15 protein-coding genes are annotated in these 20746 nt (G+C 70.2%); 8 read left to right on the forward strand and 7 right to left on the reverse strand.

Features of this window, described 5'->3' with window-relative positions:
- Positions 1–55 precede the first annotated feature (55 nt).
- Entirely contained in the window at positions 56–1453 is a 1398-nt protein-coding gene (locus ACLBXX_RS15115) for a DUF3100 domain-containing protein (protein WP_447658695.1), read from the reverse strand.
- Between the two features lie 50 nt (positions 1454–1503).
- Positions 1504–2733: an amidohydrolase gene (locus tag ACLBXX_RS15120; RefSeq protein WP_447658696.1), complete on the reverse strand. Its 1230-nt coding sequence runs from the start codon at positions 2731–2733 to the stop codon at positions 1504–1506.
- A 143-nt stretch (positions 2734–2876) separates the two neighbouring features.
- Between ACLBXX_RS15120 and ACLBXX_RS15125 the strand changes: the two genes are divergently transcribed.
- From ACLBXX_RS15125 to ACLBXX_RS15135, 3 genes are all read left to right on the forward strand, one after another.
- A complete protein-coding gene (locus tag ACLBXX_RS15125) occupies positions 2877–3875 on the forward strand; it encodes an Lrp/AsnC family transcriptional regulator (RefSeq protein WP_447658697.1) in 999 nt (332 codons plus the stop codon).
- Positions 3876–3936: 61 nt separating this feature from the next.
- Entirely contained in the window at positions 3937–5394 is a 1458-nt protein-coding gene (locus tag ACLBXX_RS15130) for a DUF222 domain-containing protein (RefSeq protein ID WP_447658698.1), read from the forward strand.
- Positions 5291–6136: a serine hydrolase domain-containing protein gene (locus ACLBXX_RS15135; RefSeq protein WP_447658750.1), complete on the forward strand. Its 846-nt coding sequence runs from the start codon at positions 5291–5293 to the stop codon at positions 6134–6136. The genes ACLBXX_RS15130 and ACLBXX_RS15135 overlap by 104 nt, the downstream gene beginning before the upstream one ends.
- Before the next feature lie 56 nt (positions 6137–6192).
- Here ACLBXX_RS15135 and ACLBXX_RS15140 read toward each other — a convergent pair whose 3' ends face one another.
- The 3 genes from ACLBXX_RS15140 to ACLBXX_RS15150 all read right to left on the reverse strand — a co-directional run bounded on the left by ACLBXX_RS15140 (position 6193) and on the right by ACLBXX_RS15150 (position 8652).
- A complete protein-coding gene (locus ACLBXX_RS15140) occupies positions 6193–6654 on the reverse strand; it encodes a hypothetical protein (protein ID WP_447658699.1) in 462 nt (153 codons plus the stop codon).
- A 44-nt stretch (positions 6655–6698) separates the two neighbouring features.
- Positions 6699–7622 (reverse strand): S1C family serine protease, encoded by a 924-nt coding sequence (locus tag ACLBXX_RS15145; RefSeq protein ID WP_447658700.1) that lies wholly within the window; start codon positions 7620–7622, stop codon positions 6699–6701.
- 61 nt (positions 7623–7683) lie between these two features.
- Positions 7684–8652: a squalene cyclase gene (locus tag ACLBXX_RS15150; RefSeq protein ID WP_447658701.1), complete on the reverse strand. Its 969-nt coding sequence runs from the start codon at positions 8650–8652 to the stop codon at positions 7684–7686.
- A 99-nt stretch (positions 8653–8751) separates the two neighbouring features.
- On the opposite strand from ACLBXX_RS15150, the gene ACLBXX_RS15155 reads away from it, so the two are divergent.
- Both ACLBXX_RS15155 and corA read left to right on the forward strand, forming a co-directional pair.
- A complete protein-coding gene (locus tag ACLBXX_RS15155; protein WP_447658702.1) occupies positions 8752–11349 on the forward strand; it encodes a transglycosylase domain-containing protein in 2598 nt (865 codons plus the stop codon).
- A 103-nt stretch (positions 11350–11452) separates the two neighbouring features.
- Complete coding sequence (corA, locus tag ACLBXX_RS15160) at positions 11453–12451, forward strand: magnesium/cobalt transporter CorA (RefSeq protein ID WP_447658703.1); 999 nt, start codon at positions 11453–11455, stop codon at positions 12449–12451.
- 8 nt (positions 12452–12459) lie between these two features.
- Here the strand turns inward: corA and ACLBXX_RS15165 are convergent, their stop codons facing one another.
- Positions 12460–14046: a glycosyltransferase family 39 protein gene (locus ACLBXX_RS15165; protein WP_447658704.1), complete on the reverse strand. Its 1587-nt coding sequence runs from the start codon at positions 14044–14046 to the stop codon at positions 12460–12462.
- A 143-nt stretch (positions 14047–14189) separates the two neighbouring features.
- On the opposite strand from ACLBXX_RS15165, the gene ACLBXX_RS15170 reads away from it, so the two are divergent.
- The gene (locus ACLBXX_RS15170; protein ID WP_447658705.1) at positions 14190–16262 is read left to right on the forward strand and encodes a primary-amine oxidase; all 2073 of its coding nucleotides are present in this window, start codon (positions 14190–14192) and stop codon (positions 16260–16262) included.
- A gap of 369 nt (positions 16263–16631) precedes the next feature.
- On the opposite strand, the gene ACLBXX_RS15175 is transcribed toward ACLBXX_RS15170, so the two are convergent.
- The gene (locus ACLBXX_RS15175; protein ID WP_447658706.1) at positions 16632–18155 is read right to left on the reverse strand and encodes an APC family permease; all 1524 of its coding nucleotides are present in this window, start codon (positions 18153–18155) and stop codon (positions 16632–16634) included.
- 162 nt (positions 18156–18317) lie between these two features.
- Here ACLBXX_RS15175 and ACLBXX_RS15180 point away from each other — a divergent pair, with 162 nt between their 5' ends.
- Together ACLBXX_RS15180 and ACLBXX_RS15185 are read left to right on the forward strand one after the other, a co-directional pair.
- Positions 18318–19235 (forward strand): AraC-like ligand-binding domain-containing protein, encoded by a 918-nt coding sequence (locus tag ACLBXX_RS15180; protein ID WP_447658707.1) that lies wholly within the window; start codon positions 18318–18320, stop codon positions 19233–19235.
- Between the two features lie 89 nt (positions 19236–19324).
- Positions 19325–20734, forward strand: coding sequence for an aldehyde dehydrogenase family protein (locus ACLBXX_RS15185; RefSeq protein ID WP_447658708.1), 1410 nt, complete (start codon positions 19325–19327; stop codon positions 20732–20734).
- The last annotated feature ends 12 nt before the right edge of the window (positions 20735–20746 follow it).

Raw genomic sequence — 20746 nt, forward strand, 5'->3', positions numbered from 1 at the left:
AGGTCGAGCGCGGAGGTGTACACCCCGCGCTCGACCTCGACGGCGGTGCGCGTCATCAGCCCCACAGTCCCAGGGCGAACTCGGCGACGACCGCAGACAGGAGGAAGGATGCGGCGATCGCGACGGTCCCGACCGGGATGATCTTCCAGCCGATGCTCTTGAGCATCGGGAGGTCCTTGCCGAGGCTCAGGCCGGCGATCGTGAGCATCACCGTGATGAGCGACAGGAAGTCGATCGTGTTGGACACCGTGGTGAACCAGCCGGCGACCGGCGAGACGGGCGACGTGAGGAACGCCCCGATCGTCATGACGACGATGATCGCCGGGACCTTGCCGCGGGTGACCTTGGCGAGCGCGATGCCGCCCGCGACCAGGACGCCCATCACGAGGTACGCGATCACCATCTCCCACGAGAACCCCTTGGCGGCGATCGCGGCCGTGACCAGCCCACCGAACCCGATGGTGAGCATCGAGACCCACAGCGGGACCCTCACGGTCGGCTTCTCGAGCACCGTCTCCTCGACGGTCTTGACCGCAGACGTCGGCATCGCACCAGTCGCCTTCGGACGGCGGCCGGGGAGGGTCGCGTCCTTGTTGCGGGTGAGCAGCTTGTAGAAGCGGTCGGCGAGCGGCAGCGACACCCAGACGCCGATGTAGACGCCCAGAACGCCCGTGATGAGGTTCGACGTGGCGGCGAGCGCGAGCACCTGGTCCTGCATGTCGGGGTGCGCCGAGACGATGACCGACGCGGCGGCGGCCATCATCGAGCCCGAACCGACGCCGGCGCCCATCGCCAGAGCCAGCGGGTCGAAGATGCCCAGCGAGGCGGCGAGCGAGGCGATGAGACTCACGATGATTGCGCCGAAGATTGTGCCGAACACGTACATGGACAGGACGCCCCGGTACTGCGGCGAGTCCGAGCCGTAGCGCTCGCTGACCATTGCGAACGAGCCCTCGCGGTCGATCGAGAAGGTCGCGCCGACGGTGGCCGGACCCATCCGCAGCAGCACGGCCAGCGGAAGGGCCAGCGCGATGGTGCCGAACAGGTGGCCGACCTCCTGGAGCAGCAGTGCGGGCCCCGCCTGCAGGAGCATCGGGATGTTCGGGCCGATGGTGAACGACAGCCGTGCGCACAGGAACAGCACCGCGACGCCCATGATGACCGTGGCCGCCTGCTGCAGATCGATCGGCAGGGGCTTCAGGCGCTGGCCGGACACGATCGCGCCGGCGGTGATGCCCCAGATCATCGGCAGCAGCGTCACCGACGCGATGCCGAGCGGGATGACGATCGGGCCGATCGCCTGGGCGCCGGCCGAGATGGCGACGATCAGGCCGATGAGGATCCACAGCCGGGGACTGCGGAAGCCGAGGGCGACCGCGGAGGCCGCCTTCGCGATCGGGCTCGACGAGGTTCCGGTGGAGGCGGCGCTGCCTGTACGGGTGTGAGCGGTCATATCGGGTTCTCCAGATGGGGAGGCTTCGGGGTCCCGGCGGGCGGGATCGGTCATGCCTCGAGCGTGATCCGGGTCGCCCCGGCGGGGCGCTCGGCGGTGCGGTGGAGCAGGTCGGCGCGCAGGGCGTCGTCCAGGGCGACATCGAGCACCGTCCACGCGAGGATCGTGGCGGCGTCGATGACGGCCTCATCGGCTGCGGGGGTGGCCGCAGCAGCGGTGAACTCGGGGTTGTGGGCGGGGCCCGTCTGCCCGAGGAAGGCGATGGTCGGGTGGATCGTCGGGACGACCTGCGACACGTTGCCCATGTCGGTGGATCCGCCCCCGAGCGGGGCAGGCGTGATCGTGCGTCCGCGGGCCAGGAGATTCGCGTCCCACAGCTCGCCGAGGGCGGGGTCGTGCTTCATAGGGGCGTACGGGTGCTCGGTCGGCGCCCATTCCCAGCGGCATCCCGTCGCGATCGCAGCGCCCTCGAAGCACGCGAGCACGCGCTTCTTCATGTCGCGCCACATGTCGATGTCGTAGGCGCGCAGCTCGACCTGCACGACGGCGCGGTCGGGGATGATGTTCGTCGCCTCGCCGCCGAGCGAGACGAAGGCGTTGAGGTTCGTCTCCTTCGGCAGGTGCTGGCGGAGGAACGCGATCGAGGTCTGGGCGATCGCTGCCGCCGAGCCGGCGTTGAGGCCCTGCTCAGGCATTCCGGCCGCGTGAGCGGTGCGTCCGTGGAACACGACCTCGAAACGGTCGACCGCGGTGGAGCGGAAGCTCGTGGCCGAGATGTCGTGACCGGTCATGCCGTGCACCATGATCGAGAAGTCGACGTCCTCCCAGGCACCTTCGAGGAGCATGGCGACCTTGCCGCCGCCGTGCTCCTCGGCCGGCGTGCCCAGCAGCTTGATGCGCAGACCGGCCGCGTCGGCGAGGGGTGCGAGTGCGAGAGCCGCACCGACACCCGATGCCGCGATGACGTTGTGTCCGCAGCCGTGTCCGATGCCGGGGAGCGCGTCGTATTCGGCACAGATCGCGACCGTGAGATCGCCGGTGCCGTAGACCGCTTCGATCGCGGTCTCGACGCCGTACGCGCCGACCTCGACCGCGAAACCGGCGTCCTGGAGCGTGCGCGCGACGAGAGCGGCGGCTTCGTGCTCCTCCCACGAGAGCTCGGGGTTCTCGTGGATCGCGTGGCTCAGGCCGATGAGCTCGTCGCGACGAGAGTCAACGCCCGCGGCGGCGCGGTCCTTCAACTCCGTGACGGTCACGGCATCGGTGGTGGTCAGGCTCACGAGGTGTCCTCTCGTCGTTGCGAACGTTGCGGCTATGGTGCGCGTTCAGATGTTTCGGCTCCGTGAAGATGCGCGATATCTGCGGAAAGTATGAATCTGTTGCGAGACAATTGATTTCGGGATCGGTTCCAGGGAGGGTCCGGATGCAGGAGATCTCGCTCGACGCCATCGACCGCCGGCTCGTGCACGCGCTGCAGATCGAGCCGCGCGCGAGCTGGAACGAGCTCGCCCCCGTCATCGGCGTCGATGCCAGCACCCTCGCTCGTCGCTGGGCGCGCCTCCGGGAAGAGGGCATCGCGTGGGTCACCGGCCACTCGACCGACGGGCAGCTGTCCTTGATGGAGATCGACTGCGAGCGGGCGAAGCTGGATGCCGTCGTCCAGGAGCTCCAGCGAGACCCCGCCGTGTACGTGCTCGACGTGACCTCGGGCTCACGCGACCTCATGGCCCTGGTGTTCGCACCCGACATCTCGGCACTGTCGGACTACGCGCTTCACCGACTCGGACGACTGGACGGTGTGCGGTCCGTCCGCACGCACTTGGCCAACGAGACGCTGATCGACGGCGGCAGCTGGCGCCTGCGCGCACTCGATCCCGCTGAAGCGCAGCATGTGCGACCGCCACGCCCGCCGCGGCCGCGTGCCGCGCAGCGGGTGCCCGACGATCTGCGCGCGGCGATCGAACGAGAAGTCTGGGCCGACGGACGCGTGCCGGTCACGACGATCGCCGAACGCAGCGGCTTCGCGCCCCAGCGCGTCGCCGACGCGCTGGCGACGCTGCGGGCACGTGGCAGCCTTCGCTTCCGCACCGACATGGCGCGTGCGGCGTCGGGGTGGCCCATCTACGCCTGGTACTTCGTCGAGGCTCCGGCCCAGCTGCTCGAGGCGGCCCGGCCTGCCATCACATCGGTGCCCGAAGTCCGGCTCGCGTTCACCGCCGCAAGCCGGTACAACCTCATCCTCGCCGTGTGGCTCCGCCGCCTCGCCGACGTGAACCGATTCGAGGTGGCACTGGAGTCAGCCCTGCGGGGCGCACGCATCGGGGACCGCGCCGTGGTGCTGCGCATCGCGAAGCACATGAATCAGACGGTGGGCGCCGACACGCGCGCGACGGGGTTCGCCGGGCCCGCAGGCAGTGCATAGGGCGGCCCACGCAGCTGCCCCACGCTCATCGAGTGTCGGAGGTTTGTTCTAATCTGAGGGTATGTGCACGGCGGATGCGCTCCACTGCGACGACGCGGCCACTCTGGTGGCGGAGCTCGATCGTGTGCGGCGCGCGCAGGCGGCGCTAGAGGCGGAGCGCACCCGGCTGCTCGATGAGCTGCGGAGAGTCAGCGAGGCGCACCAGCAGCAGATCGTGTCGTACGAGCCGGGGTCGCCGGCCGCGAAGAAGGCCGCGCAGGGTGAGGATCCGGCGACGGATGCTGCGGACTGGGTGTTCCGCTCCACCCGCGCCGAGGTCGCCTGCGTGCTGCGGATCACCGAACGCCAAGCCGCCGACCTGCTCCGAGAGGCGCAGGTGCTCTGCTCCGACCTTCCCGCGACGATGACCGCGCTCACGTCCGGGGAGATCTCCTACCGGCACGCCGCGGCCCTCGTGGAGGACGCCGAGATGTTCACCCCGCTCCACCGCGGCGCATTCGAGGACGCCGTTCTCGCCGGACGACGGGACGTCACCGCGCACCGGTTCGCGCACCGGTCGCGGCGAATCCGGGAACACCTCGACCCCGACACCATCCAGGAACGCGCCGACCGCGCGGTGAAGTCACGAGACGTGACCGTGCAACCCGCCCGCGACGGCATGGGCTGGCTCATGGTCTACGGCCCCATCATGCAGATCCATCTCGCCCACACCCTGCTCACCGGCACCGCGAAGGACGAACAGGAAGCCGGGGACCCGCGCACGTCAGGCCAGTTGCGGTTCGACGCGCTCATCGACGCCCTGCTCCGCAACGACCGCCCCGTCGGCGTGCCCGACAGCGCCGACCCCGCGAAGTCGCTGCGCCGGGTCCGGGTGAACGTCACCCTCACCGTCCCCGCGCTGGCCCTTCTCGGTGAGAGCGACGAGCCCGCCGTGCTCGACGGCTACGGCCCGATCCCCCTCGACGTCGCGATGACCCTCGCCGCCGGCGCCACCTCCTGGCGGCGGGTGCTCACCCACCCCGTCACCGGAATCCGTCTCGTCTACGACCGCGCCACCTACAAGACCCCCGCCGCGCTCCGCGCCTGGCTCGCCGACCGCGACGGCACCTGCCGGTTCCCCGGCTGCGGCACTCCCGCCACCGGCTGCGAAACCGACCACAACCTCGCCTGGGAACACGGCGGCTGCACCGACCACGACAACCTCGCCCACCTCTGCAAGAAGCACCACCGTCTGAAACACCACACCCGGTGGACGGCACGCCTCGATGACGAGCTGCTCGTATGGACCAGCCCCACCGGCCACGAATACACCACCACCGGCCGCGAAGACCGTGCCCGCGCACTCCGTCCCTCCGTACCTGAGACTTCAGGCGCCGAGGGCAGGCAGACTGGAAACCGTGACCCGCGCCCAGTCCATCGCCGACCGCATCGTGCTCGAGGCGGACGCCTCGGGGTTCCGGGCCCATGGCCTGCATGTCCTCGTCGGCGACGACGTCGCCGAGCACCGATGGACCGCTGATGTGCGCGAAGACATCCACTCCGCCGCGAAGGGCGTCTGCGTGCTCGCCGCGGGCATCGCCGCAGACGAGGGACTGGTCTCGCTCGACGTGCCGGTGGCGACGTACCTCCCAGGCGTGGAGCTCGGCGAAGGCGTCGATGAGGTCACCCTCCGCCACCTCCTGTCGATGACGAGCGGCATCGACCTGCCCTGGTCCGAGACGATGATGACCGACTGGCCCGATCTCGCCGCGGAGTTCCTCCGGCGCCCGTCACGCGGGAGGGCGTTCCAGTACTCGAACGCCAGCACCTACACCGCGATGCGCGTGCTCGCCGAGCGAGTGGGCGACGTCGCCGACTATCTCGGTCCGCGCCTTTTCGCGCCGCTCGGCATCGACGACGTCGAGTGGGAGCGGAGCCCGAACGGTCGCATCGTCGCGGGCGGCGGCCTCCCCCTGCGCACCGACGAACTGGCCCGGCTCGGGCGGCTCCTCCGCGATCGCGGCCGCTGGGAGGGACGGCAGCTCGTCTCGCCGGAGTGGATCGAGGCGATGCACTCCGACTGGGTGGTCGCCGGCGAGAACCCTGGTTACGACGGCTACGCCCTCGCGGGCTGGCGGGGTCCTGGCGAGGCCTGGCGCCTCCACGGCGCCTACGGCCAGCTGCTCATCTTCGCGGGCGACGCGGTCGTGACGATCACGGCCGACGATCACTTCGGCGCCGACCGCATGGCCGCCTTCGCCGTCGAGACCGTGCACGGCTGAAGGGCCGCGACCCCCGCCCCGGCCACTGCGGCCGCTCGGACTCGTGCCGTGACAGGTCAGCTGCGCTGCACGTAGTGGCGCACGGTGTCGTCCCTCTCGACGAGGAACCGGTCGTCCTCCGGGTAGTACACCGCCCTGTCGACGTCGTCGCCCGCGAATCCTCGGATGCTGTCCAGGTTCTCCCACCGCGACACCGTCAGGATCTCCGTCAGGCCGTGGGCGAGTTCGCGCGTGAGCGTCCAGGCGTCCTTGTTCCCAGGGAGTGCGCGATACTCCTCGATCCCCGTCCGCTCGACATAGTCGACGTACTCGTCGCGGTCCTCCGTGCGGATCACCCCACGCCACACCCGGACGATGTTCCGATGATGGCTGTGGTCCGCGACGTCGGGCTCCGCTCGGGCGACGTCGGCCACCTCTTCCTCCGGGCGCGGCGGGATCGTCTCGTCGATCTCGAGCTCGGGGATGCTCGACTCGCCCGGCCCCGGAACGTGAGAGAAGTGCTCGTCATACGTGGACACGGCGGCTCCTTCCTTCAGACAGTCACAGCGTAGATCCACGCAGGTCAGCGCACCCGGAGTTCCTGCGGCAGCACGACAACGTCGACCAGCGCGCCGTTGCGCCACAGGGTCATCTCCATGCGGCGGCCGATCGCTCCCTCGACCATGCGCCGCTGCAGCGCCGTCGGGTCGGCGATCGTGACACCGTCGAGCGACAGCACGATGTCGCCGACACGGGCGCCGGCCACTGCGGCCGGACTTTCGGGCACTACCGAGACCACCTGCATCCCGACCCGCGATCCGGCCTTCGCCGCGACGTCGGGGCTGAGCGGCACTGTCGAGCCGGCGATGCCGAGCCAGGCACGCCGCACGCGCCCCGACATCCGCAGGGCATCGATGATCGCGCGCGTCGTGGCGTTGATCGGCACGGCGAGCCCCAGTCCCACCCCGGCGACCGCGGTGTTCACCCCGACCATCCTGCCCGCGCTGTCCGCGAGCACTCCCCCGCTGTTGCCTGGGTTGAGGGCCGCGTCCGTCTGGATCACTTCGTCGATCACCCGCCCCGACCGCGTCGGCAGCGAACGGCCGAGCGCCGACACGATCCCCGCGGTCACACTGCCCGAGAACCCCCGCGGGTTGCCGAGCGCCACGACGAGCTGCCCGACGCCGAGTTTCGAGGCATCCCCCATCGTCAGCGGGGGCGGGGTGTCGACGTCCGCGCGCAGCACGGCAAGGTCCGACAGCGGATCGGCGCCGATGACGGATGCTGCCGCCACCGTGCCGTCCGGAAACGCGACCTCCACGCCGATCGCACCCTCGACGACGTGCGCACTCGTGAGCAGGTGCCCCTCCGAGGTGATCACGGACGCGCTGCCCGCGCCTGCACCCTGCCGGGTGCGCACGCTCACCGCGGCGACGGACGGCAGCACGATCTGCGCGACGCGCATCACCGTCGAGGAGTAGGCGTCGAGCGCCTCCTGGTCGTCCACGAAACCAGTGTCGACCCGTCACGGATGCTGCGGCGGAAGTTCGCCGAAGGCGGAAGGAGCGTCAGGCCGAGGCATCCCACCAATCCAGCACCCTCGTGCCGACCAGCGTGAGCCACTTCGACGGCTCGCCCTCGGCGACGTCGACGTCGAACCAGGTGCGGCCGGGGAGCGGGGTGGTCTGCAGCCACGTGCCGTCGGGCTGGCGAGCGGCACGCACGACCTCGACGGCGTCGGCGAGACGTGGGTCGGGCAGCGCGCCTTCGAGCAGCGCGACGTCGCGGAAATGGTCGAGCGCCACCAGCGCGCTGTAGCGGTGCCGGTTGGGGTACACGAAGCGCGTGACGAACGGGCCCACGACCTCACCGGTCGTCGCGCGGTTCATCAGGTGCCGCGACAGGAGGTACTCCTCGCCGCCATGGCGCGCGTCGCGCATGCTCGTGTCGCCCGTGATGCGCTCGTACGCGAGGATGCCGCGCGCCGCGTTGAGCGTCGAGTGGAACGAAGAGCGCACCGAGTCGCCCTCCTCCGCTTCACAGTTCCAGCCGCCGTCGGCCAGGCGATGCTCGGGGAACCAGGCGACCAGCCGCGAGACGTCGGCGCCGAGCCAGGCGCCGCTGGCCAGCGTGTACGAGTTGATGCAGACGTCGACCTCGCCACCCCAGTACGGCAGGTCCTCGTACTCCCACCGGCTGTTCGCGGCGATCTTCTCCGCGGTGCCGTCGAGCACCGCCCTGTCGACGCCCCACTCGCGGAGGTCCTTCAGCACCCAGGTCGTCGCCACCCAGGGCTGACCGGGCTCGTCCTGCTCGGCACTGCCGAAGAAGCCCGCGGGGAAGAACGCCCCTCCGGCCCACTGACCGTCGGCGTCCTGCTCGGCGAGCAGTCGCGCTCCGAAACCCTCGGTGGCCACACGCGCACGCGTCGCCTGCCAGATCTCGGGCGGAGCCCCGGCGAGATCGCGCTCGACCTGCCAGCGCAGCGCCGGGTCGGAGTCGAGCAGCCAGTCGAGCAGATCCTGATCGATGGTCATGCGGGCAGGCTAGTCGCACCTGCCGACAGGCCGCGGCGTCCACCTCGCGCATAGCTTCGTCACCAGAACCGTCCAGGCCCGCTTCCTACGCTCGACCCCATGCCCGAATCCCGAAGACGGGCGAGCGGATTCCTCGGCGGTCTCGCCGGGCTGCTCGGCCTCAGCGCCCTGGCCGGAGTCCTCGTGGCCGCCACCGTCACCCCGGCGGTGGCCCTCACCAGCGCCGCGGCGTCGCAGACGATCACGCTGTTCGACAACCTGCCCAGCACGCTCCAGATCGACCAGCTGATGGTGCCGAGCAACTTCTACGCCACGAACCCCGACACGGGCGAGGAGGTGCTGATGGCGCAGTTCCTCGAGCAGGACCGCACGCCGGTCACCTACGACCAGGTCTCGTCGGCGATGTACGACGCGATCCTGTCGAGCGAGGACCCGCGCTACTACGACCACGGCGGCGTCGACATCATCGGCACCACACGGGCCGTGCTGTCGAACCTCGAGGGCGGCGGCGAGACCCAGGGCGGGTCGACCATCAGTCAGCAGTACGTCAAGAACGTCCTCGTGCAGCAGTGCGAGGCGACCGCGAAGACGCAGCAGGAAAAGTACGACTGCTGGTCCGAGGCCACCACGTCCTCCGGCACGGCCGGCATCGAACGCAAGCTGCAGGAGATGCGCTACGCGATCGCGCTCGAGCAGAAGTACTCCAAGGACGAGATCCTGCTCGGCTATCTCAACATCGCCAACTTCGGCGGCACCACGTACGGCGTCGAGGCGGCCGCGCGCTACTACTTCGGCACGACCGCCGCGAACCTCACCGTCGCACAGGCGGCGACCCTCGCCGGCATGGTGCAGAACCCCAACAGCTACCGAATCGACCGCCCCGCCGGCTCCATCACGACATCGGACGGCACGACCCTCAACAAGGCGCCCGACGGGGTCATCGAGGACGGCGCGAAGCTCGGGGCGCTCGATGCGCTGGTGACATCGGGCGGGATCACCGAAGAGCAGAAGCTCGCCGCGGCCGACGGGTACACCTCGACGAAGGTGCGCCAGCTCTACGTGCTGAACCGCATGCTCGACGACGGCAAGATCACGCACGACGAGTACGTCGCGGCGGCGATCGAGCCGATCACGCCGGCCATCACGCCGACGGTCACGGGGTGCGCCGCGGCGGGCGGGGCGGCCTACTTCTGCGAGTACGTGAAGGACGTGATCCTGAGCGACCCCGCCTTCGGCGAGACCGCGACCGACCGGTTGCAGACCCTTCAGCGGGGCGGGCTCAACGTCTACACGACCCTCGACTCGCGGGTGCAGACCGCCGCCGAGGCCGCGATGACGCAGTACGCGCCCGCCTCGGCCACCATGCCGACGTCCAGTGGTGCGTCGACAGGCCGCTTCGGCTCCACAACCGTGAGCATCGAGGCATCCACCGGTCGCATCCTCGCGATCGCGCAGAACACCAAGTACGGCGAGGACGCCGCGGCCGATGACGATCCGGACTACTCCTCGCTCGTCTTCGCCGGGGATCCCGCGGTGGGCGGATCCACGGGCTTCAGCGCCGGCTCGACCTTCAAGCTGTTCACCCTCCTCGACTGGCTCGAGCAGGGGCACTCGGTGAACGAGACCCTCGACGGGCGGCTGCGGGTCTTCACACACCTCACCAACTCGTGCGACGGCGATTGGGACAACACGTCGAACACCCTGGTCAACAACTTCGGCAAGGCGGCCGGCCGCATCGGCACGCCGATGCAGTTCACCGCGGCCTCGCTCAACACCGGCTACTTCGCGATGGCCGAGAAGCTCGACCTCTGCGACATCCAGAACGTGGCGGCCAAGCTCGGCGTCACACAGAGCGACGGCACGCCGATCTCGATGGACAGCCTCAACTCGGTCATCGGCACCGCCCAGGTCTCGCCGATCGCGATGGCCGCCGCCTACGCCACCGTCGCCAACGGCGGCACCTACTGCCAGCCGCAGGCCATCGATCGGGTGACGGATGCTGCGGGCAACGAGATCGCGAAGCCCGCACGCTCGTGCACCCAGGCCCTGGACCCGAGCATCGCGGCGACCGCCGCCTACGCGCTGCAGGGCGTGATGGCTTCCGGAGGAACGGGCGCCGCCGGCAACCCCGGCGACGGCACCCCGATGCTCGGCAAGACCGGAACCCACGAGGCGTGGCAGACCTGGATGATCGAGTCGAGCACGAAGGTGACGACGGCGACGTGGGCGGGCAACGTGGAGGGCGGCGGAGACGTCTTCAACACCTGGCACGACGGCACGCGGCTGTCGGACATCCGCTACCGCATCGGCCGGGCGGTGCAGTCCGCGGCGAACGACGCGTACGGCGGTGACGCCTTCCCGAGCCCCGACTCGCAGCTGACAAAGACCTCGCAGGCCACCGTGCCCGACGTCACGGGGCTGAGCGTCGCGGATGCCCAGAGCCGGCTCGAGGCGGCGGGGTTCGTCGTCCAGGTCGGCGACACCGTCGAGTCGGAGGTCACGGCCGGGCTCGTCGCGAGCCAGGATCCCGGCGCGGGCCGGGCCACCGCCGGCGCCACCGTCACGATCCATCCCAGCGCAGGCCCCGCAGCCTCCGACCCGGGCAACGGCAACGGCAACGGCGGGACCGGAAACGAGGGGACGGGCAACGGCAATGGCGGCGGGAACAGTGGAGGCGGCAACGGCGACGGCGGCTGATCCCACGCCCACTCACGACGGAGGCCGCGGCGCGGCATCCATGCTCGTCACAGAATCGTGAGGATCGTTGCCCAGCCGGCCACGCGCCGAGGAGAATCGTCTGATGCCCATCGTCGACAACGGCGTGTACGTCGCCGGTAAGCGGATCGAGAACCCGTCGAGCCTCGCCGAGACCTTCGAGTACACCCGCGCCCAGCACGGGATGGCGTGGATCGGGCTGTTCCGCCCGACTCCGGAGGAGATCGCGCAGGTCGCCGACGAGTTCGCCCTCCACCCCCTCGCGGTCGAGGACGCGCTCACCGGCCATCAGCGCGCGAAGCTGGAGCGCTACGGCGACATCCTCTTCGTCGTGCTGCGGCCCGCACGCTATATCGACGAGACCGAGACGGTCGAGTTCGGAGAGCTTCATGTGTTCGTCGGCCCCGACTTCATCGTGACGATCCGCCACGCCGAGTCGCCCGACCTGAGCCGTGTGCGTCATCGCATGGAGCACGAGCCCGAGCTGCTCGCCCGGGGCCCGGAGGCGGTGCTGTACGCGATCCTCGACGAGGTCGTCGACGAGTACTCGCCCGTCGTCGAGGGGGTCGAGAACGATATCGACGAGATTGAGGACGCCCTGTTCGAGAACGGCGGCGTCTCGCTCTCCAAGCGCATCTACGACCTGTCCCGCGAGGTCATCACCCTGCAGCGCGCCGTCGCGCCGCTCGCCGACATGCTGGAATCGCTGCAGCGCGGGGCTCCGAAGTACGAGGTCGACCTCGAGCTGCAGCGGTCGCTGCGTGATGTCCACGACCACGCGCTGCGCATCATCGACAAGGCCTCGGCGTTCCGCTCGATCCTCGACAACGCCCTCACGGTCAACGCGACGATCGTGACGCAGCGCCAGACCGATACCGCTCTCGTCCAGAACGAGCAGGTCAAGAAGATCTCCGGCTGGGCGGCGATCCTGTTCGGCCCGACGCTCGTCGGCACGATCTACGGCATGAACTTCGAATACATGCCGGAACTGGCATGGCCCCTCGGCTACCCCATGGCGCTCGGCTTGATGGCCGCGACCAGCCTCACCCTCTACTGGGTGTTCCGCAAACGCCACTGGCTCTGAGACCCAGCTCAGCGGGTGTAGAGCAGCACGACGCTGCTGTGCAGCGGGATCCGCTCCGCCTGCTCGTAGCCGAGCGCCTCGAGGTCGCCGATCGCGGTCGAGTCGGTCTCACCGTTCCTTGCATACTCGACGACCCACACGCGGCTCACGTCGGCGAACCGTCCGAGACGCGCCGCCTCGGCGACGGAGTACACGCTCGAGTGCCAGCTCGTGCTGTCGGCGTAGGACGTCTCGAGGGTGACGTCTGCGATGCCCGCGAACGCCGCCGGATCGGTGTCGAGTGCGAGGCGGGGCCGCCGCGACGGGCGGACCGAGTCGTCGAACACGATCGCGTCGCCCTGCCGGGCGTCGTGCTGGATGGTCGCCGCGATGTCGTTCCAGTCGGACTTGTTCTTCGCCCACGGCGTGCGCTGCGCGGCCCACACCGGCATCGCCGAGACCACCACCGCGACGACGGCGAGCGCGGCGAGCGCGCTCCGTGGCACGCCGGCGCCGAAGCGCAGATCACCCAGACGCCATACGCCCAGCGCGATGAGGATCGCGGCCGCGGGCGCCGCGAAGGTGCCGTAGCGCGGGGTGAATCCGGCGACGAAGGGGCTCGCTGCCAGCAGGATCCCCGTGGGAACCACGAGCCACACGAGCGCGACGGTCTCGAGGTCGAGCCCCGAGCGCTCGCCCTGCCGCCGCTGCCGAAGCCGGCGCCGTACCCACATGACGATCGCGAGGGCGATGAGCGACCACGCGACGACCGCGAACGGCCAGGCGCTGAACCACATCTTGACCAGGATCGAGTTCGGGGTGACCACGTCGCGGTGCGCCAGGAACGCGATCTGCTGCCGCTGGCTGACGGCGAGCACGGCGACGGGGCTCGCGGCCAGGGCCGCGCCGGCCGACGCGATCAGCCAGCGTTTCAGCTGGCGCCGTCCTCGTTCATCGAGAGCCAGCGCGAGGCCCACCGCGAGCGTCAGCAGCGCCAGGTAGAGGAACACGTAGATCCCGAGGGCCAGCACGACGGCGTACAGCACCCACCAGCGCCGCGACGGCGCCGGGCGCCGGAGCAGCTCCACGACGACGATCCAGAGCACGGCGGCGAGCGCGGCCGCGAACGCGTACCCGCGGGCTTCCTCCCCCGCGTACGTCAGGCGCGGGAGGATCGCCGTCAGGGTTCCCGCGAGCACCGCGAACCCGAGCGACCCGAACCGTCCGCACAGCCAGGTGACGGCCGCCGCGCAGACCGCGATCGCGAACGCCGACGGCAGCCGTATGACGAAGGGGCTCGATCCGAACAGGTGCACCCACGCGTGCAGGCCGAGGTAGTAGGCGCCGTGCACGGCGTCGACGTGCGTGAGCATCGTGAGCAGGCTCTCACCGGGGCGCAGCGCCGAGAGCACACTCGCCGCCTCGTCACCCCACAGCGACGGGATCCATGACCCCACCGCGCTCACCGCCGCCGCGAACATCCCGACGAGTGCGGCGGCGACACCCAGGCGCCGGGGATCGGCGGTGAATCCGCGCGGAGCGGCGGCGCGCGGCATCCGTCTCCCGGTCGCGTCCGCACTCGCGACCGATCCGGATCCCTCCGTCGAGACGCCCACGACTTCAGACTCCGCCGACGGTCTGTGAACGAGGTGTGAGTCCGCACGCGCCTCGGCGCACCGCCAGTCACGCTTCGTGCGCACCGGGTCAAGACATCGACCCGTGCGAGAGGGAGAGTGGGGGCGGATATGAAGGAGGCCCCATGCCTGCGCACACGCACGACGCGCCCACTCAGCCCCACGACAACCCGGACCTCATCCCGGTGACTGCCGTGAGGAAGGCCGAGCCGCGGCACCCGCTCGATCCGCTCACCGCGGACGAGATCGAGGCGGCGCGCAGGATCCTCGTGTCGGCGGGGCTCCTCGGCGACACCGTGCGCGTGCCGATGCTGCTGCCCGACGAGGCGACCAAGGACGAGCTCGCCGCCTGGTCGCCCGGCGAACCCTTCGACCGTCGCGTGGACGTGACGCTGATGGATGCTGCGACAGGCGCGCTCGTCGAGGCGATCGTGTCCGTCTCGCGCGAGGCGGTGGTCGCGACGCGCGAGCTCGACCCGTCGCAGGCGCCATACGGCCAGCCGCAGTACCTGTTCGAGGAGTACGACCGTGCGGCCGAGATCGTGAAGGCCTCGCCGGAGTGGCGCGCCGCGATGACGCGCCGCGGCCTCGCGGACCGCATCGACCTCGCGTTCTGCTCGCCGCTGGCGCCCGGATTCGTCGGACGTGAGAACGAGGTCGGGCGCCGCGTCATCCGCTCGCTCACCTTCCTGCGCGACAGCGAGGACGACATCCCCTGGGCGCACCCGGTGGAGGGCCTCATCGTGCATGTCGACCTCGTCTCGAACGCGGTCATCGGCATCGAGGACGAGGGCGACGTTCCGGTTCCCGCCGGAAGTGGGAAGTACACCCCGGATGCCGTGGGCCCTGCCCGCACGAGCCTCAAGCCCATCGAGATCACCCAGCCCGAGGGCCCGAGCTTCGCCGTGACCGGGTCGCTCGTGCAGTGGGAGAACTGGTCGATGCGCGTCGACTTCAACGCGCGCGAAGGGCTCGTACTGCACGACGTACGATTCGATAACCGACCGGTGCTGACCCGCGCGAGCGTCCCCGAGATGGTCGTCCCCTACGGCGACACGTCGAACACGCGCTTCTGGATCAGCTACTTCGACGCCGGCGAGTACCTGCTCGGCAAGAACGCGAACCACCTGGAGCTCGGCTGCGACTGCCTCGGCGTCATCCGGTACTTCGACGGCCACGTCGCCGACGACCACGGCCACCCGGTGAAGATCCCCAACGTCGTGTGCATGCATGAGGAGGACTACGGCATCCTCTGGAAGCACACCGAGCAGGGTCCCGTCGGCTCGCACGTGCGCCGGTCGCGACGCCTGGTCGTGTCGTACTTCTCGACGATCGGCAATTACGACTACGGCTTCTACTGGTACTTCTACCTCGACGGCTCGATCCAGCTCGAGGCGAAGGCCACCGGCATCGTGTTCGTCGGCGGCGGGCACCCGGACTCGACCAATCCCCACGCGCCCGAGATCGCGCCGGGCGTGTTCGCGCCGGTGCACCAGCACCTGTTCTCGGCGCGCCTCGACGTCGCGATCGACGGCGAGGACAACCGGCTCGTCGAGATCGACGCCGCCCGCATCCCGATGGGGGAGGCCAATCCGTTCGGCAACGCATTCACATGGACCGAGACCCCGCTGCGCACCGAGTCCGAGGCCCAGCGCGTCGCCGACACCTCCGTCGCCCGGGTGTGGGAGGTGCGCAGCGCGTCGAAGACGAACTACCTCGGCAAGCCCACGGCGTACCACCTGCTCCCCCAGCCGACGGCGCTGCTCATGGCCGACCCCGCCTCGTCGGTGGCGGCGCGCGCAGCCTTCGCGACCAAGCACCTGTGGGGCACGGCGTACGACCACGACGAGCGCTGGCCCGCCGGCCGCTACCCGAACGCCCACCAGGGCGGCGCGGGGCTTCCGGCCTACACGTCCGACGACCGCTCGATCGACGGCGAGGACCTCGTGCTGTGGCACACGTTCGGCCTCACCCACATCCCGCGCCCCGAGGACTGGCCCATCATGCCGGTGGACTACGCCGGCTTCTGGTTCAAGCCCTACGGCTTCCTCGACGTGAACCCCGCGATGAACGTCCCCGAGTCCTCGCAGGCCCACGCTGGCGGTCACGCCGCTGCGGGCGCCTCGGGTCCCCGAGCCGCCGGCGCGATCGCGGATGGCGGCTGCGGCATGGGCGCGGAGTGCACCTGCGGCGGTTGACGCCGCACACCCGCGGTCAACCCGGGGCGCCACGGGCGCCCCGACACCAACTCCTCAGATCCCACGGGCGTTCTGCCCGAACTCACCGATCCGCGGCGACCCCGGCGCGAATCTGCGGAGTTCGTGCACCTCGGGCGCCGGACCGGCACCGCCGCGCACAGGGAGGGGACCGATGCCGCAGCGTCCACCGCCCCGACACCAACTCCTCAGATCCCGCGGGCGTTCTGCTCGAACTCACCGATCCGTGGCGACCCCGGAGCGAATCCGCGGAGTTCGTGCACCTCGGGCGCCGGACCGGCAGAACCACGCACAGGAGAAGGGGGACGGATGCCACGGCATCCGTCCCCCTTCTCCTGCGGGTCGTCGGGGTCACACGCCGACGGGCTCGCTGCCGAGGTGGGGCGCCTCCGCCTCCTCGGCGCCGTGGCCGATCTGGCGGTAGACGTCGGGCTTGGCCTTGCGGAGCCAGTACGCCCACAGCACCGCGGCGATCGAGGGCACGAGGAGGATCGCGGGGAGGATGAACGTCGTCGGCGTCGACTGGGGCTGGCCGAGGAGCACGTCCCAGTTCACGAGGATGAGGATCCACACGATCCCGAGCGCGACGAGGGCGACGATCGGCGCCACCAGGCGGCTCCCCGCGCCGACATCGCGTCCATCACGGCGGAAGAACCCGATCACGGCCGCCGAGACCAGCACCATGAGCAGCACGAGTCCGAAGGCGCCGAGGTTCGTGAGCCAGGTGAACAGGGTCAGCACCGGGTAGGGGCCGTTCTCGGGGTTCCAGCCGCTCTCGGCGATCGCGAAGCCGATGATCACGACCAGCGCCAGCACCGACTGCGCGAGCGAGCCCGCCCACGGCGCGCCGCTCGACGTGCGCACCGTACCCAGCTGGCGGGGCAGCACGCCCTCGCGGCCGAGCGAGAACGCGTACCGCGAGACGGCGTTGTGGAAGCTGACCAGCGCGGCGAAGAGGCTCGTGATGAACAGGATCGACATGAGGTCGACCCACAGCACCCCGAGGTGCTCGGCGACGAAGTTGAAGAACAGCGGCGGTCCGGCCTCCTCGGGCGTGATGCCGGTCGGGTCGGTGATCTTCGCCGGGCCGACGGCGAGCGCGAGCGCCCACGACGAGATCGCGTAGAACACGCCGATGACGGCGACCGCGAGGAACGTCGCCCGCGGGATGGTGCGCTTGGGGTCCTTCGACTCCTCGCCGTAGATGGCGGCCGACTCGAAGCCCATGAACGCCGCGATGCCGAACGCGAGCACGGCCCCGACGCCCGGCACGAAGAGCGCGGACGGCGTCATCGGTGCGACGGTGAAGCCCTCGGCGGGATTCGCGAAGGCCACGATGTCGAAGACGATGACCGCGAGGAACTCGAGCGCCACGAGCACACCGAGCACCTTCGCCGAGAGGTCGACGCGGTTCACGCCGAGGATGCCGACGACGACGATCCCCAGGATCACCCAGACCCACCACGGGCTCGCCCACCCGGTCTTGGACTCGATGAACGACGAGATCTGGAAGCCGAACATGCCCCAGATGCCGATCTGCATCGCGTTGTAGGCGATGAGCGCGAGCACCGACGCTCCGACGCCGGTCGGTCGGCCGATCCCCTGCGAGACGTACGAGTAGAACGCGCCGGCGTTCGTGATGAAGCGGCTCATCGCGGCGTAGCCGATCGCGAAGATCGCGAGCGCGGCGGCCAGGACGATGTAGCCGAACGGGATGCCGTCGACATGGGTGACCGAGTAGGCGCTGGTCACGCCGCCGGCGACGACGGTCAACGGCGCCGAGGCGGCGATGATCATGAATGCGACCGCGAGGACCCCGAGACGGCGATGCGCTGCCGTGCGGGTCGTCGAGGTCGTGGGGCCGGAGGTGGCCATGTGCAGCTCCTTCGATGCTCAGGTCGGGTCGGGATCATCGTCCCGAGGCCGGCGCACCCGGGATTGACGCCGCGGGCAGAGTCCTTGCCTGTGGGGGCACAACGGATGCCCGCGTGCTAAACTCGCGCATCGTATACGATTCGGCCACAGTGAGGTGAGCCCATGTCAGATGAACCCCTGTCGTTCACGGCGTACCGCCACGCCGTCTCGCACGCGGTCGTCGCGCTCGATGTGCACGCCGAGCAGGACGAGAGCTTCCGCGGAGCACTCGACGCCGCCGTGGCGGGCGACATCCACGTCTTCGACATCGCCGCCGACGGGCACAGCGTCCACCGCACCCCAGGCCTGATCGCCCGCGCGCCGCAGCAGTACTTCAAGTTCTCGCTCATCGAGCGGGGCAGCGGGCTCATCGTGCAGGACGGCCGCGAGATCTCGCTGCGCGCCGGCGACATGGCGATCTACGACACCGACCGCCCGTACTCGCTCCTCTTCGACGAGACGATGCGGATGTCGGTCGTGATGTTCCCCAAGATCATGCTCGACATCCCCGCCGAGACCATCGGGCGCCTCACAGCGACGCGCCTCGACGGCGCCGGCGGTGTCGGCGCCATGATCGCGCCCTACGTCGCATCGCTCGCGCGCGGAGCCGGCGAGCTCGACGCGCATCTGGCGCGGCGCATGTTCCGCACCGCCGTCGACATGGTGGGCACGCTGCTCGAGGCCAACCTCGGCCGCGAGGCGACGAGCACCGACGCGCACGGCACGCTGATGCGCCGCGTGCTCGACCACATCGACGAGCACCTGTCCGACAGCGAGCTCTCCCCCGGCCAGATCGCGGCGGCGCACTTCATCTCGGTGCGTCACCTTCACGCCCTCTTCAACGAGCAGGGCACAACCGTCTCCACGGTCATCCGCACCCGCCGCCTCGAGCGCTGCTACGACGTGCTCGTCGATCCGCAGCAGGCGCACCGCTCCATCACCGACATCGCGCTGGCGAACGGCTTCGTCGACGCGGCACACTTCAGCCGCACGTTCCGCGCGCACTTCGGCGTTCCGCCGAGCGGCGTGCGCCTGGCGTAGCGCGGGCGGTCAAGCAGCCTGCGCGCGCGGTCAACTGCGACGCGCAGCATCCTCCGACAATCGAGTCAGACCCGATCGAGGAGGATCACATGACCGTCGCGACGTCGCTGCTGGACGCCATCACCGTTTCCGAGACGGAGGGGCGGGCGATTCCGGATGCTGCCACCCGCGAGACGATCGGCTACGCGCCCGTCCACACCGTCGCCGACCTCGACACCGCCGTCGCCGCCGCGCGTCAGGCCCAGCCGGCGTGGAACGCGCTCGGCCACGCCGAGCGCTCCCGCATCCTGAACGCCATCGCCGACGACCTCGAGGCCGACGCCGAGGAGCTCGCGCAGCTGCTGTCACGCGAGCAGGGCAAGCCGCTCGACGGCCCCAACGCGCGGTTCGAGGTGGGCGCCTGCGCGGTGTGGACCCGCACCGCCGCCGACACCCCGCTCGAGCCCGAGGTGGTGTTCGAGGCCGGCGACTCGCGTGCCGAGGTGCACTACGACGCGCTCGGCGTCGTGGGCGCGATCGGCCCCTGGAACTGGCCGATGATGATCTCGGTGTGGCAGATCGCGCCGTCGCTGCGCATGGGAAACACCGTCGTCGTCAAGCCCAGCGAGTTCACGCCGCTGTCGGTGCTGGCCCTCGCCGAGGTCTACAACCGGCACCTGCCCGAGGGCGTGCTCACCGTCGTCTCGGGCGACCGAGAGGTGGGCGCGGCGATCGCCGGCCACCCCGGCATCGACAAGATCATGTTCACGGGCTCGACCGCGACCGGCCGTCGCATCGTCGAGTCTTCTGCGGGCAACCTCGCGCGGCTCACGCTCGAGCTCGGCGGCAACGACGCCGGCATCGTGCTTCCGGGCACCGACCCCGCCGCGATCGCCGAGAACCTGTTCTGGGGCTGCTTCATCAACACCGGCCAGACCTGCGCCGCGCTCAAGCGCCTCTACGTGCACGACTCGGTGTACGACGAGGTCGTCGACACGCTCGCCGGCTTGGCGCAGGCGATGCCGATGGGCCGCGGGCTCGACGAGGGCAACGTGCTGGGTCCGCTGCAGAACGAGAAGCAGTTCGACATCGTGCGCGACCTCGTCGACGACGCGCGTGAGCGCGGCGCCCGGATCGTCGTGGGCGGCGAGGCGGCGCCCGAGCTCGGCCCGCTGTTCTACCGCACCACCGTCGTCGCCGACATCGAGGACGGCGCGCGTCTGGTCGACGAGGAGCAGTTCGGTCCGGCCATCCCGGTGATCCGCTACTCCGACGTCGACGACGCGATCCGGCGCGCGAACGCCTCGACGCAGGGACTCGGCGCCTCGGTGTGGTCGGCCGACGTCGACACCGCCGTCGAGGTCGCCAAGCGCCTGCAGGCCGGCACCGTGTGGATCAACCAGCACGGCGCGCTGAACCCGGTCGTGCCGTTCGGTGGCACGAAGGCTTCGGGCTACGGCCAGGAGTTCGGCGTCGCGGGACTGAAGGCCGTCGCCGCGCCGAAGGTCATCAGCCGCTGACCTGCGCGGATC

It is taken from the genome of Microbacterium sp. C23T (assembly GCF_053345975.1).